17 protein-coding genes, 1 tRNA gene, 2 other RNA genes and 1 pseudogene are annotated in these 13,201 nt (G+C 38.7%); 12 read left to right on the top strand and 9 right to left on the bottom strand.

All coding sequences use genetic code 11. The features are described from left to right. The 4 genes from FJU30_RS04765 to FJU30_RS04780 all read right to left on the bottom strand — a co-directional run. A partial coding sequence (locus FJU30_RS04765; RefSeq protein ID WP_191091525.1) for a transposase occupies window positions 1-125 on the bottom strand: 125 nt, incomplete at its 3' end. A gap of 237 nt (window positions 126-362) precedes the next feature. Beyond that, window positions 363-492: non-coding RNA, RtT sRNA (locus FJU30_RS04770), on the bottom strand. A 44-nt stretch (window positions 493-536) separates the two neighbouring features. Beyond that, a tRNA-Ser gene (locus FJU30_RS04775) sits at window positions 537-626 on the bottom strand. Between the two features lie 453 nt (window positions 627-1,079). Next, window positions 1,080-1,209: non-coding RNA, RtT sRNA (locus FJU30_RS04780), on the bottom strand. Between the two features lie 214 nt (window positions 1,210-1,423). Between FJU30_RS04780 and FJU30_RS04785 the strand changes: the two genes are divergently transcribed. From FJU30_RS04785 to FJU30_RS04830, 10 genes and pseudogenes are all read left to right on the top strand, one after another. Next, complete coding sequence (locus FJU30_RS04785; RefSeq protein WP_150433858.1) at window positions 1,424-2,647, top strand: site-specific integrase; 1,224 nt, start codon at window positions 1,424-1,426, stop codon at window positions 2,645-2,647. A gap of 34 nt (window positions 2,648-2,681) precedes the next feature. Then, a complete protein-coding gene (locus FJU30_RS04790; protein WP_150433859.1) occupies window positions 2,682-3,527 on the top strand; it encodes a DUF6387 family protein in 846 nt (281 codons plus the stop codon). 167 nt (window positions 3,528-3,694) lie between these two features. Next, on the top strand, window positions 3,695-3,907 hold the full coding sequence (locus FJU30_RS04795; protein ID WP_150433860.1) for a helix-turn-helix transcriptional regulator: 213 nt from the start codon (window positions 3,695-3,697) through the stop codon (window positions 3,905-3,907). Window positions 3,908-3,927: 20 nt separating this feature from the next. Beyond that, window positions 3,928-4,245: a hypothetical protein gene (locus tag FJU30_RS04800; protein WP_150433861.1), complete on the top strand. Its 318-nt coding sequence runs from the start codon at window positions 3,928-3,930 to the stop codon at window positions 4,243-4,245. A 65-nt stretch (window positions 4,246-4,310) separates the two neighbouring features. Next, the gene (locus FJU30_RS04805) at window positions 4,311-4,547 is read left to right on the top strand and encodes a hypothetical protein (protein ID WP_150433862.1); all 237 of its coding nucleotides are present in this window, start codon (window positions 4,311-4,313) and stop codon (window positions 4,545-4,547) included. A 75-nt stretch (window positions 4,548-4,622) separates the two neighbouring features. Further along, window positions 4,623-4,916 carry a hypothetical protein gene (locus tag FJU30_RS04810; protein ID WP_150433863.1) on the top strand — a complete coding sequence of 98 codons (294 nt, stop codon included), beginning with the start codon at window positions 4,623-4,625 and terminating at the stop codon, window positions 4,914-4,916. 57 nt (window positions 4,917-4,973) lie between these two features. Then, window positions 4,974-5,339 (top strand): hypothetical protein, encoded by a 366-nt coding sequence (locus FJU30_RS04815; RefSeq protein WP_150433864.1) that lies wholly within the window; start codon window positions 4,974-4,976, stop codon window positions 5,337-5,339. Between the two features lie 63 nt (window positions 5,340-5,402). Further along, window positions 5,403-5,624: pseudogene (locus tag FJU30_RS04820) on the top strand (H-NS family histone-like protein); the annotation flags it as partial. 401 nt (window positions 5,625-6,025) lie between these two features. Further along, window positions 6,026-7,264, top strand: a complete 1,239-nt coding sequence (locus FJU30_RS04825) for a TRAFs-binding domain-containing protein (protein ID WP_150433865.1) — start codon at window positions 6,026-6,028, stop codon at window positions 7,262-7,264. A gap of 2 nt (window positions 7,265-7,266) precedes the next feature. Next, on the top strand, window positions 7,267-7,677 hold the full coding sequence (locus FJU30_RS04830; protein WP_150433866.1) for a TIR domain-containing protein: 411 nt from the start codon (window positions 7,267-7,269) through the stop codon (window positions 7,675-7,677). A 186-nt stretch (window positions 7,678-7,863) separates the two neighbouring features. Here the strand turns inward: FJU30_RS04830 and FJU30_RS04835 are convergent, their stop codons facing one another. From FJU30_RS04835 to FJU30_RS04855, 5 genes are all read right to left on the bottom strand, one after another. Then, a complete protein-coding gene (locus tag FJU30_RS04835; protein ID WP_223881499.1) occupies window positions 7,864-8,385 on the bottom strand; it encodes a hypothetical protein in 522 nt (173 codons plus the stop codon). After that, entirely contained in the window at window positions 8,351-8,572 is a 222-nt protein-coding gene (locus tag FJU30_RS04840) for a hypothetical protein (RefSeq protein WP_150433867.1), read from the bottom strand. The genes FJU30_RS04835 and FJU30_RS04840 overlap by 35 nt, the downstream gene beginning before the upstream one ends. Window positions 8,573-8,795: 223 nt before the next feature. Continuing rightward, on the bottom strand, window positions 8,796-9,278 hold the full coding sequence (locus tag FJU30_RS04845; RefSeq protein WP_150433868.1) for a DUF4756 family protein: 483 nt from the start codon (window positions 9,276-9,278) through the stop codon (window positions 8,796-8,798). A 137-nt stretch (window positions 9,279-9,415) separates the two neighbouring features. Next, complete coding sequence (locus tag FJU30_RS04850) at window positions 9,416-10,216, bottom strand: hypothetical protein (RefSeq protein WP_150433869.1); 801 nt, start codon at window positions 10,214-10,216, stop codon at window positions 9,416-9,418. A 24-nt stretch (window positions 10,217-10,240) separates the two neighbouring features. Further along, the gene (locus tag FJU30_RS04855; protein WP_150433870.1) at window positions 10,241-10,975 is read right to left on the bottom strand and encodes a helix-turn-helix domain-containing protein; all 735 of its coding nucleotides are present in this window, start codon (window positions 10,973-10,975) and stop codon (window positions 10,241-10,243) included. A 907-nt stretch (window positions 10,976-11,882) separates the two neighbouring features. Here FJU30_RS04855 and FJU30_RS04860 point away from each other — a divergent pair. Further along, window positions 11,883-12,569, top strand: coding sequence for a hypothetical protein (locus tag FJU30_RS04860; protein WP_150433871.1), 687 nt, complete (start codon window positions 11,883-11,885; stop codon window positions 12,567-12,569). A gap of 179 nt (window positions 12,570-12,748) precedes the next feature. Beyond that, window positions 12,749-13,189, top strand: coding sequence for a hypothetical protein (locus FJU30_RS04865; RefSeq protein WP_150433872.1), 441 nt, complete (start codon window positions 12,749-12,751; stop codon window positions 13,187-13,189). Window positions 13,190-13,201: the final 12 nt, after the last annotated feature.

The following is a 13,201-nucleotide window of genomic DNA, read 5'->3' on the forward strand; positions in this document are numbered from 1 at the left end:
CTTAATATGCTGCCTATCGCCCTGCGTTTTTCTCCGTAGAACACCTGCCTTCGGTATTTCGGCGCAAATACTATGTGATATTTACAGTTCCATCGGGTGTGCGCTAAGCTCTTTTCGTCCCCCATTGGGACCCCCTTTCAATTTTTGTTTAACTTTTGCAGTTGCCAGACCGCAAGGTGTTTTAACAAATCGAAAGGGGTTTTTATAACCGACTTATAGCTGAAAGCTTTACGGAACCCCCAGCCTAGCTGGGGGTTTTCTATAGACAACAAAAAAGTCCGCCGAAACGAACTTTTTTATGCATTACTTTATGCAGAATAAAACCAATAATGTATCGTAACTAATTGATTTTATATCAAATATTGCGGTGAGGGAGGGATACACCCGGCGCGTTGCGCCTCGCCCTGCGGGTGGCCTGTCGGCCATGCAAAACGGCGCTGCCGTTTTGTCGAACCCGGTCGAGGGCTCTCACCCTCCCTTATGGGGACTATGCAATAAAAAAGCCCGAACGTAAGTTCAGGCTCTTCTTTTAAAGATGGCGGTGAGGGAGGGATTCGAACCCTCGATACGTTTTCACGTATACACACTTTCCAGGCGTGCTCCTTCAGCCTCTCGGACACCTCACCGGACTACCGCTGCCGCTTGGGACAACGGGGCGCTACTATAGGGAGTCAGGCCACTCGGGTCAAGAAGAATTTAATGGTTTCAGAACACCTGGTTAAGCATTATACCGGTAGCGTGATTATGCCTGTACCGATGGCGATATTCGCATGAAAAAACGCGTATCAGGCAGCGGTAATGATGTTATGACGGCAGGTCAGGGACGACATAGTCAGGCTATGGGTTTTAATGGGGACTGGTAATAAAAAAAGCCCGAACGTAAGTTCAGGCTCTTTCTTTGAAGATGGCGGTGAGGGAGGGATACACCCGGCGCGTTGCGCCTTGCCCTGCGGGTGGCCTGTCGGCCATGCAAAACGGCGTTGCCGTTTTGTCGAACCCGGTAGAGGGCTCTCACCCTCCCTTATGGGGACTATGCAATAAAAAAGCCCGAACGCAAGTTCAGGCTCTTCTTTTAAAGATGGCGGTGAGGGAGGGATACACCCGGCGCGTTGCGCCTTGCCCTGCGGGTGGCCTGTCGGCCATGCAAAACGGCGTTGCCGTTTTGTCGAACCCGGTCGAGGGCTCTCACCCTCCCTTATGGGGACTATGCAATAAAAAAGCCCGAACGCGAGTTCAGGCTCTTCTTTTAAAGATGGCGGTGAGGGAGTCCGCCATTTTAGTGTTCGGCAGTGTATATCTAAATTATAATTTTTCATTAGTATACAATATGTTGTCATTATTCTTTGTCCGGTAATGTATTGCTGTTCTGTTTAAAATCTGTCATTTTATGCAGTACAGGATGTATTACAAAAGAATGCCTATTATGCCGAAGAAAGCTAAAGAGCTGTCTGCGTTAGCTGTTTCCAGACTTAAAGCCGAAGGCCGCCATGCCGTTGGTGGTGTGGATGGATTGTATCTGCGGATTGCCGGATGCTCACGCGCATGGGTGCTCTGCGTTGCAATGGGAAGCCGGATTAATAAAGCAGGTAAAACAGTTCCCCGGCGTCTGAATATGGGACTTGGACCCTATCAGGATGTTTCTCTGGCAGAAGCGCGTGACAGGGCGCGTGAGCTGCGCAAGCAGATACGCAATGGTGTTGATCCCCTGCAGGAAAAACACGCCCGCAAAGCACTTCAGGAAACGCTGGCACGTAAGCAAAAGACGTTCCGTGAATGTGCAGAGGCGGTGCTGGATATCAAGGGTAATGAATTAAAGAATAAAAAGCATGTGGCTCAGTGGCGTTCCACCCTCGAAACCTATGCTTATCCGGTTATCGGTGATAAAGCGGTTAGTGTTATCACCAAAGCCGATTTGCTGGCGATACTCGAACCTATTTGGTTAACCAAAAATGAAACCGCCAGCCGGGTGCGCGGTCGCATTGAAACGGTAATGGATTACGCCAAAGCGAAAGAGTATTTCGAAGGCGATAACCCTGCTGCTTGGAAAGGTATGCTGAAACCGCTGTTGCCTATGCCAAGTAAAGTTCAGACCAAAAAACATCATGCCGCATTGTCCTACAGCGAAATTAGCCCGTTTATGGCTGAACTACGCAAGCGAACGGGTATTTCCGCACGCGCACTGGAATTTTCCATACTGGCCGTTGCTCGTTCGGGGGAAATTCGTGGTGCGGAATGGTGTGAAATCGATCTGGATGCGAAAACATGGGTTATCCCTGCCGGGAGAATGAAAGCCGGGAAAGAGCATCGCGTTCCTCTGTCCGATACTGCTGTTGCGTTGCTCAAAGCCTTACCGCGATTTGCTGATAACCCTCTTGTTTTCCCGGCTCCTCGTGGTGGACAACTGTCGGATATGTCATTAACAGCAGTATTAAAACGCATGGGGCGTAGTGGTTTGACCCAGCACGGTTTCCGATCCACGTTCCGTGAATGGGCGGGGGAGACAACATCCTATCAGCGGGAGGTGATTGAACATGCGCTGGCTCATCAGTTAGCTGATAAAGCTGAGGCAGCCTATCAGCGTGGAACGCTGTGGCCTAAACGTGTGGCGCTGATGGATGACTGGACAACCTATTGTTCTGTCGGTTAAAACAGATAAAAATGGCTGAGTGGATGGCAAAAGAATGAAAAGAAGCGAAATCAGGAAAGCGCTGGAAGCATGGTTTGATATTGAACGTTATGAGGCGACAGAAAAACTGACTCTTCAGCAGTTTTATGTCGAAATTGAGCGACGTATTCTGGCCTACAGGATGTTGCTCAATCAGAATTCGTTACCTTCTCTGAGTCGATTTTTGCTGGATGATTATCGTCAGAAGATCCTCAGAGGAGAAATTCTGTTTAGCGGTGATACTGCCACCCTTGGACATGAACTTGCCAGAACCTACGCTGTAGTCCCCGTCACCCGAAGTAATGCTCAATTATATGCGAAAAGTTTAACGCTGCTTGAAGCTCATCCCGATATTTCCCAAAGAAGCCAGTCTGAATACTTGTCGGAATATATGAAGGAAGCCGGAGTAAAAAGCCTTTCCTCCATTACCGTTGATATCTTTCTGCAGGAGGCTTCAACCGAAGACATCATTGAGCACCTGAAAGTGCTGATCCCGCGATGGAAGAAGCAGCTAAAGATGAAGGATCCGACTGCGAGGGAGTACCGCTTCGGCAAGAGCACATTCAGAAAAATCATTGAATATCGCCTTATCCCGATGATGGATCTGATCTTCTGGGGGGCGGATAACGACATCAAAATCCCGCTTTCACTGATTTCCTCGCTTCTTCATGAGGACAGCGAGAACGATCGTGATGAAGGAATGCTCAAGGCAACGGACTATCCTTTGGCAATGGCATTCCTGACAGACGTGAGCTATCTGAAATCGCTTGAAGATTACATGATGGAAAATAATCACTTAAATGGATCTTTGATAAGTAAGCACGTCGAAGACGAAAAGAAGAAGGAAAAATCAGCCAAGTAAAAAGGGTTACGTTCGCCGAGCGCGAACGTGATCACATCCAGCCAAAACAATTTCTTTTCCGCTCACCTCCCTCCGATTTTTTCAAAAAACTCTTCTACGGGCATCCCTAAAACGTCACAAGCGAAATGAATATAATTGTTCTTGTCAAAACAACAGAGGACAAGAAGATGAAAAATGAAAACGCAGTTAAACGATTTATTCGGGTGCCTGAAGTGCTCAGAAGAGTAGGGTTCAGTCGAACCACATTATATGAGCGTATTAAAGAAGGTAGCTTCCCTGACAGGGTAAAAATAGGTTTAAGGTCAGTGGCGTTTGTTGAAAGTGAGATTGATGCATGGATTGATAACACCATTGCTCAATCACGTAATGTATCTAAATAATATAACCAAGAGGAAATAAAATGAAAATACCATCAATGCAAATAAATGTCAGCAATGACGCTACAAAGTTTTTTATATTGAAAAGCGGAGAGGATTATGATGCTTACTTACAGTGTATGCGGGAATATATGGGGGAAAGATTCTATCATAATCTTGAAGATAAAGAATATATGGAGGATGTCTTAAAATCAATAATAGAAAACGGCAAAAAAGATTTTAACGAGTTCTTAAAGAAGAATAAGTATGAAGCATCGATTAAGGATGTTTATTTTGATGAGGTGCTTGTTAATCTAAGGCAGATACATCATGTAATGAGTTACTTCATTTTGCACGTCTAATCTGTAGCTGCTATCTATTTGGCCCCGCAAGGGGCTAATAATCAACTTAATAAAGGAACGTATAAATGGAAAATGATATATCAGTAATAGTAAGTATGTTGTGTGAAAAAACACCTAAAACACTTAGAGTTATCCAAGAAAGCTTCGATATTTTTGTTGCTCTGAGTGGTTATTCCATCGAGGAAATCATGAAGGATAAAAACTTGTTGGATGCGTTAAATAGGCATGTGAATAATGAGTTGGTTGACGAGATGGATTTAGAGTATGGATCAGTAATCATAAATCTAGTTTATAAAAAGTAGTTTTCCTGTTTACCCCCTAATCGGGGGTTAAAATAAAATGAATGCCAAATAATCATATAAAACTGAGGGTTAATTATGTCTAAAAATAATGAAGTTAAAAATAAATCTACAAGGCTGTTCTTCGATCTCGCTAAAAGATCGTTTGAAGCAAGTTGGAAAATATTTCAGGAGGTTAATGGGAAAGATAATAATGAATTTCTTGATGATCCTGATTTCATGAGTCCATTCATTATGAATGTGATTGACCATATCCAGAATAACTTTGAGAAGTTCACAGCTCAGGAAGGGACTTGTGGTGATATTGGTGAAGTTAACTTTGAGCAAGTCGCGGAAATGTTGGTGCGGTATTCGGATAACTTCAGGCGGTAAGTTTTAGCGTTGCCCCGCAAGGGGCTAATAATAATCAATCTAACAAAAGGATTCTATATGAAAGAGATTGTATTAAATGAAAATAATGAAACGATAATAAATATTATTACAAATGTTTTACAGGGCTATTGCGAAACGATTTATAACATATCTGAAAAGGAAACTGAAACAGCAATGAATATCTTATCAGATAATATATATTCAAAAATACTTTATGATGTTCTGATTGCGCATGAAGTTGAGGATTGTGGCAAAGGTGAAGAGTATAAGGATTTATCTGACATTAACTTTGATGAGTTAAAGGAAACGATTTTATATTGGCATAAAGAACATATCATTGAACTTGTGTTAAAAAACCTAAATCAGGATGAAACTGAAGGCCGTATTTATTGGAAGCTAAAAATGACAGTGAACCGGCATTGATAAATGGTTATATTCCCTATCAATGAGGGAAATAACACAAATAATAAAACTAAGAGGTCTAATATGATTGATGAATTTCACGTTATGCTTATGTATAGAAAAATCCAAGCTGAAGCCGCAACTACTGATATCAAAACACTGAACCAACTGTTGAAGAAGTTCCGCAAAGTGGTAGCGGAGCGGCGTGAAGAATATTATCAGGAGATTGGTGAGAAGAAGGCGCGTAAGCTGAAGATGAAGAAAATCCTCAAGCTGATGGAGCGTGATCGGGTATCATCAGAGGAGTTTGCACTGGTGGCTCAGAGTACTACCAAATCTGGCAGACGGCGTTGTGCTGGAGGCAGACGTATTTTAACAACTGGGATCAGGTCACCCTAAATACGCATGAGGGAAGAAATATCCTTTCGTCATCGACTAATAAGAATTATTGATCTTAGTCAATATGTTTCTTCGATTCCGGCATAGAATTTTACTAAATATTATAAAAGCCTGATATATGTTTCAGATTGAAAGCAATGTTAGCTTGGCAAGATTATTATATTCTGGCTCGATAACAATGGCGATATCACAAGCATGAATGCCAAAGTATTGATGATTGCTTTTCATTTTTTATATCATGAAGTGAAAACACATAGAAATGCATCTTAATATACTATTGTAGACCATCAAATGAATGGGTGTGATTCATGGCAAGAAAGCAAAAGTTATGTTTTGTCATTATGGGATTTGGCAAAAAAACAGATCTATCGACAGGTAAAACATTAGATCTGGATAAAACGTATAAAAATATTATTAAACCTGCGGTTGAAAAATCAGGACTTCAATGTATCAGAGCCGATGAAATTCAAGACTCAGGGATAATAGATAAAAGTATGTACGCATTATTAATGCATGCAGATTTGGTTGTGGCTGATATATCCACCTATAATCCAAATGCAATATATGAATTAGGTATTCGTCATGCCGTTAGGCCATATTCAACGATAATTATAAAAGAGCAAGAGGGTACTATTCCTTTTGATCTTAATCATAACCGCATTTTCCATTATGTGCACTTAGGTGATGATATTGGAGTTGATGAGTCCGAACGCTGCAAAGATGCATTGAGTAGTATGATAGAACAGGTATCAAAAACCAAAATTATTGACAGCCCTCTTTATGACTACATTCAAGACATCGAACCACCAAAATTAACCCAAAAGGAATATCAAAGAATTATTGGTGATTTATCAGAAAGAGAAGAAAGCATATTTGCTATTTCTGAACGCGCCACATACCACATGGAAAGCTCAAATTTTTCCGAGGCAGTAAAACTATGGGAAAAAGCCGAATCTTTAGTACCCAATGAGATTTATTTTACTCAGCAACATGCTTTAGCAAAATATAAATCGAAAGAACCATCAGAAATTTCATCTTTGACAGATGCGCTTAAAATAATAGAAAGACTTGATCCAGATAATGAAACAAATGATCCTGAAACTCTTGGCCTAACAGGTGCGATCTACAAACGAATGTGGCATGTGACTGATGATTTTGAGTATTTAAAACGTGCGGTTAATTATTATGGTAAAGGATTTAAAATTCGTCGTGATTACTACAATGGAGAAAATTATGCACTTTGTTTAAATATTTCCTCAAATCATGAACAAGAACAAGACGAAAAAACCTATTATAAAATTTCAGCAAAAAAAGTGAGGCAAGAAATTTTAGAGATTTTGTCATATTTATTGAATGAGGATGAATATTATAAATCAGTAAACAAATGGCCATATGCAACACTTGCTAGTTGTTATTTTGGCCTTGGCGACACTGAAAATGGTTTGAAATACGAGAAAGTTTTTTTAGCCCTTGTTATGACCGACTGGGAAAAAGAAACATACTTTACAAGTAAAGACATACTAGATAAATTAATAAACGGTAAATAATCATGGCTAAAGAATATAAAGTATTTATAAGTCACTCGTGGCAGCACAGCGATACGCTAGAAACACTAAGGAAGCTCATTAATGCTAGAGGATATTTTAGTGCAACATATGAGGAATCTACTAAAGATAACCCCATAAATTCTGAAAATGAAAGTTATGTTAAAATACGTCTTGCTAAAAAAATTGAAAATTCAGATATCATATTAGCGTTAGCTGGTATATATGCTAGTCATAGCTCTTGGATGCTATGGGAATTAGATAAAGCCATTGAATTAGGAACACCTATTGTCGGTGTGATTCCAAGAGGACAAGAGAAGATCTCTACGGTCGTTTCATCTCGGTCAATTGTTGATGTTCGGTGGAATACCGAAAGTATCATAGCTGCAATAAGAGAACATGCTAAAAAAGCATAATAACACTCCACGTGAACGGTGCCGTGCACCGTTCCTTGAGCAAAGGCTAAATAAACAATAAAATTGTACTGAACTAAACCTAATCTGACAGACAGTTTCGTGTTAAAAGCGTACATGACACTTATATTTTAAATTGATTGTATATCCGAGAAGATTCTGTGTGAGAAAAATTTACTTGTTTCGATCTTATTCGTCAGGAGAAGCATCGTCATTTTTATCAACTTCAGGCCTTTGAGACGATGCTGGGGGTTTAGCCTTCTTCCCATTTTCAATACGGCGTTTCAAATCAGATGACCGTCTTTCCACATGCGCCTTTGTTTTACCTGCCCCCGGCGAACCAAAGTAAATGTTATGATCAGTGATGGTCTCAATGAACATAAAATCGTCCTGTCCGGCAATAGAGTCAAAACTAATGATTAGAAGTGGATCACCAGCGTTTGGCTTAGCGCGGGTGTGAAAGTAAGTTGCATAATGTTCGCTTTCCTCACCTGCAGCATTAAAACGTGAAGATTTAATCCTACCATATTGAAATTCATAATTTTTTGTATAAATCTCGACCTCTAAAACACTCCTCCATTTAGCTATTAATGCGGCAATATCAGCCATTAACGGTGCCTGTTTGCCCGGAGGATATCCTAAAGCCTGAGAGGTCAGGTGAAATCCTGCACGAAGATCAACGCCCGAAATACGCTTTTTTATGATTGGCACCGCGAGATCCTTTCACGTGAGACGGTGATTTCGTAGTTGGAATTGATGCAGTAAACTCACCCAGACTTTTCATCAGGTTGGCCTGAATTTCGGCTGGGGTGCTGCCTTCGATATTGGCACGACCAGCTTTACGACCAGCATCAATTACTTTAGCAACGGTGCGACTTTGACGAACAAAAGTGGTCATTCGAACCTCCTCTTACTATGTCTAATTATTATACAATATTATGCCTGTGAAAATCCAATAAACCTTGAACCTGCTCTTATGATCTAACGAGCCGACAGTGGGAAAACGTTCATCTTTCGCTCAATACAGTCTGTCAGGCTTAATCGTTTTCTAACACAGAACACGGTCAAAGTGCAGATAGAGACCATACCATATCGGTGATGCCCCCGATATAGATGTTATATTAAACAGCCATTTTTCTACGTTTTTTATTCGGTGCATCCAAATCTGATGAAATACTGGAAAGCTGTTTAATACTCTGCTCAACAGAACGCTGAAACTCAAGCGCTGCTTCTGTGCGCTGTTTTATGACCAGAGCAACGATTTCGTCATCACTTTTTTCTACAATTGCTTTCCCATAAAGCCTACGTTCATAAAACTTATCAAGATTCCCTGATGACTTTGCAGATGTGTTAGCTGTTGAAAAACTTATTGGATTGAGTTCACCGATGAAACTGTCCATAAGAGATTTTCTCTTTCTATCCAACCTGCGTAGTTCCGTATGGGCTGAGTAATATTCTTTTAGTTTATATTGTGGCTCAGAGTCATCTTCACGCAGTCTGAAATACTCTTCTCGATATTCCTGTATTGATGGTTGTTCTTTAAGTTTTTCAATAGTATCAAAATATGCTAATAAATCGCTGTTATCAACTTTTACTTTTCTCATAAATACCTCGTCAATAATATTTGTTATATTTATATGCTAAGGTATATAGAGAAAGTGTCAAATTCGGCTAAGAATTAAATTAATGTATTTTTATCTTTTGTGCTCTTGGTGAAAAACATTAAAAACTGATTTTTATTTTAAACAAGCAGAAGTGTTTTATATTGCTCGAAAATCAACTCACCATCGTCAGTATAAATCTCAATCTTGCCGACTTTTCCGTCAGGTCTTTTGATTGAATAGCGAATCAATCTAACATCGTAATATTTATCTAACAGGTCTTGGCGATCAGCAAAGTATTTTGACTTTGTTGTATGCTCTATTAGATAGTTATAGCTTGAACAAATATATTTGTTGAAGTCCCGTTCAGACAAACCGCTTTCTTTAATTTTTTTATTAATAAAATATTTTAGCGGTCGTTCATATTCTTCCTTCTCTCTGGCTTTACGGGCTTGTTCTTCCTGCTTACGTTGCTGTTCTATGAGGTAGAGCCTATCTTTCTCTGATTGCTGTCGATTATTTTCATCTTGAATAATGTTACTTACCTGCGAAGCAGGAATAACCTGAATGTTGTTAGACCAATATTGGTACGGGTTATGAGCTTGAATATTTTCAACTGTGGTTAGTATGTTATCTACGTCAAGTTTTTTATCAAAAGAAATGACACGATTATTACCATCTTTTGAAACGAATTTAGCTGTATTCTCTAACTTTTCCTGACTTCTTAAATTAAGTGAACCTACAACGATGTTGCGACCATTGTGATATAAAGCCTGTTTTTTATTGTCACGATAACATTCAAGATAAGAATAGAGTTTGAACTCTTGAATGCCAAATGTTTCCTCAAGCATAGTCATTTGTTCTGCTAAGATATTCAGGATGTCATTTTTGGATAGTTTTTCATGAAGTTTTATTTCAAGTGAACCGGGTAGTTTTTTCATTTTTACTCCTTATTATTATGTTTTTCAGGATACTGCTTTCAAATGGTTGGCGGTATCGGCTAGGTATTTTCTTTCTGCTTCATTTTCCTTTGTTCGTCTGTATACTTTTCGCGGTTTATCGATCTGGATACTGTTTTTAGCATTGGGAACAGCGTTATTCTTTTTCTTCTTACTAAAAACAAAGGCATCGGTATAGATCTCTTTAGTTTCAGTTTCTAAAGCTAAGCTTCGTCTTTCTTGTTTTGAGTAATCGGTATAGTTTTCTGGATATTGTTCAATCTCAGCATTAAGGCTTCTGGCATTACTTAAATGCTCTTTACGTTTCTCATCAAGTTGGTGACTCATACCCTTGGCGAAAATATTCGAGTTAATATACAGGTGTCCATGATGCTCAACGAGGATGCCTTTCTGTCTTAGCTTTTTAAATATGTTTGACATATTCCCGGATGCGATATTCAACGCTTTACAGAGTGATGACTGTGAAAGGTTGATAAGATTTCCGAACTCCATGTATTCTAAAATATAAGTTAATACGCGGAATTCATTCTTAGATATATCCAGATCAGAAAAAACACGAAAGTTAGAAGTAAAAGCAAAAACATAAGGTTGTGCAAATGATATCGATTTATCTTCTTCTGTTGCTATGACTGTAGTTGATTTTATATCTTTGTTTTGCAGCAAGTGCTTTGCGATATCAATCTTTTGTTCAGTGGTTAATGTTTCAAATAAGCGAAGTAGTTCAGTGTCATTAGTATTCATATTATTCTCTCTTATAGTTTTTATTCTGTTGTTTTAATACTATGCACAAAAATAAAAGTCAATAGTTAAACTATAAATAAAATAGGAGTTTTATTATTATGATATTGCTATATGTTAAAAAACCTATGTTCAAACATAGATCTTGCTATGTTTGAACATAGGACGGATCTATGTGCGCACATAGGTATCTGCTATGTTTGAACATAGCAAAAAAAGGTGTGAAGCCTTGATTTTATTGGGCTGGGACAGTACTTATAATTAAATAATTAGTAAGAAGTTAAGAGAGTCCAGCTTTCCTTTATTTTTATGTGCGGAGAGGTTTACGTGGGAATATGTGGTTTTCTTGATAAATATTTTCAGCGAAGTGATTGTTTCATACAATCACGAAGCGCTGCTTTTTGTTACTAAATTTATAATCATAGTATTACTATAGGGGAAGAGCTTTTCTCTTAACTTTATTAGCGGCTATCGCCGCAATTCTCTATGGATAAATCCATCATTAACAGGGGCAAGCCCTGTTCCAGCAATGTGATTGTTTTGGACAATCACTAAGTGCTGCTTCTTTGAATATAGTTTTCCTATACGTTTAAGAGCAAATGCTATATGTTATCGCGGTAATGCTATGTTCAAAAATAGGATCAATTTTTTATTTTATGATGGAATGATCTGGAAAAGATCTTTCCTCTTTTTATTATCAATATTGAAAAGTTACCTCATCAAGATGAAAATACATATTTCAGAGTTAGGGCGTAGCCGTGCGGCAGCACATGAGCGTTAGCTCATAAGATAAATATCTTTTCAAAAGAAGATTAAAACATTACGGAAAACGTTATTATCCAAAAGTTAAATTTGATTTTCCTAAAATAAATATGGTATTAAAAAATAAAACAAAAAGGAAAATAAAAGAATGAAAAATATTAAGATCATTACACTCTTTCACGCTCATAAAAAAATCCCATTTCTGACCTGCATAGTAAAGGACATGGAAGAAAATGAACAAGGAATAAATCTTATTCTTGAAAACGGCAATAACATTTATGTGAAAGATTACGATTCTTACTTCTTATCAGAATCTGCAAACGCCTGTGATAGTGAGCGAATGGTAAATGTTTATGGGAGATTAATTGCTGAACTCAGCCAAGTCAGCGAAGAAACAATAAGATCACTGATGTCAGAAACTGAAACCTATAACAGCCAGCATCCCAACACACCGGTAAGCAAACTGGATGACTATTATTACTGTGGCAGGATGAAAGCAAATGGCCCGGATGAACCCAAACTGATGAACGTGCTTGGCCTGCTGGATCTGCGTGAAGCCATATCTGAAGACAACTTCTTATCCGAACTGGAAGCCGATGGAGATATCGCTATCCACGACAGTATGGGCTATCCAGTGGCTGAGTATTTACATTCTGGCATCAGCATCGGTATAGAACCTGTAAACTCCATACGTCAGCGAGATCTGACCAATGGCTATATGGTAATGTTCAGGAATGGTGAGTTCGAGCATGAGATGGAGGGCGATCTCTATGAGGCGTTATCTCAGGCTGTTGATAGGCTTAAGATCGCTGTTGTGTTGTATGAGAATGAATAGATTATATTTACTCTTTTTATTCCTTGCCTGAATGATATTACTGTCTTTAAAAATCGATGGATATATTTTTATTTTTTCTCAGGTGAAGGAATAAATAAGACAGATTTTTACATGCAACTTTGACATGCAGTTCTTAATAGGTTAATGAAATGGATATATATCAATAAAAAAGGTTAAAAATGGATAATAAAATTATTAATGATATTAAAAATTTCTTTGAGTCAAGCAAAGTGGACTATACTTATTTTGAAAAACAGCTTTCAGAAAATGATCGTAAAGATATTGCTGCTATATCAGCATCGATTTTTATTGGAAACAGATCTAATGCTGAAACATTAAAAATCTACGTTGATATTTTATCTAGGTTGAATGTCGATGATTTCGCATATGCTATTACTCGTCTGTATGAGGTGTATGAGAAAAAAAAGATACCATTTACTAAAGAAGATAAAATTAAAATCGTTATCGCTGTTTTGACAAGTTTAAAGGATATTGAAGGTATTGACTTTGATGAGTATAAACGAAGGTTGCTACATGCCATATCTGGAGCTTACAAAGGTGATAAGTATTTGGTTAGAGATAATGGTCATCATATGCCACTATATGGATGGGATAGTTAATTACGTAGCACG

The organism is Affinibrenneria salicis (assembly GCF_008710095.1).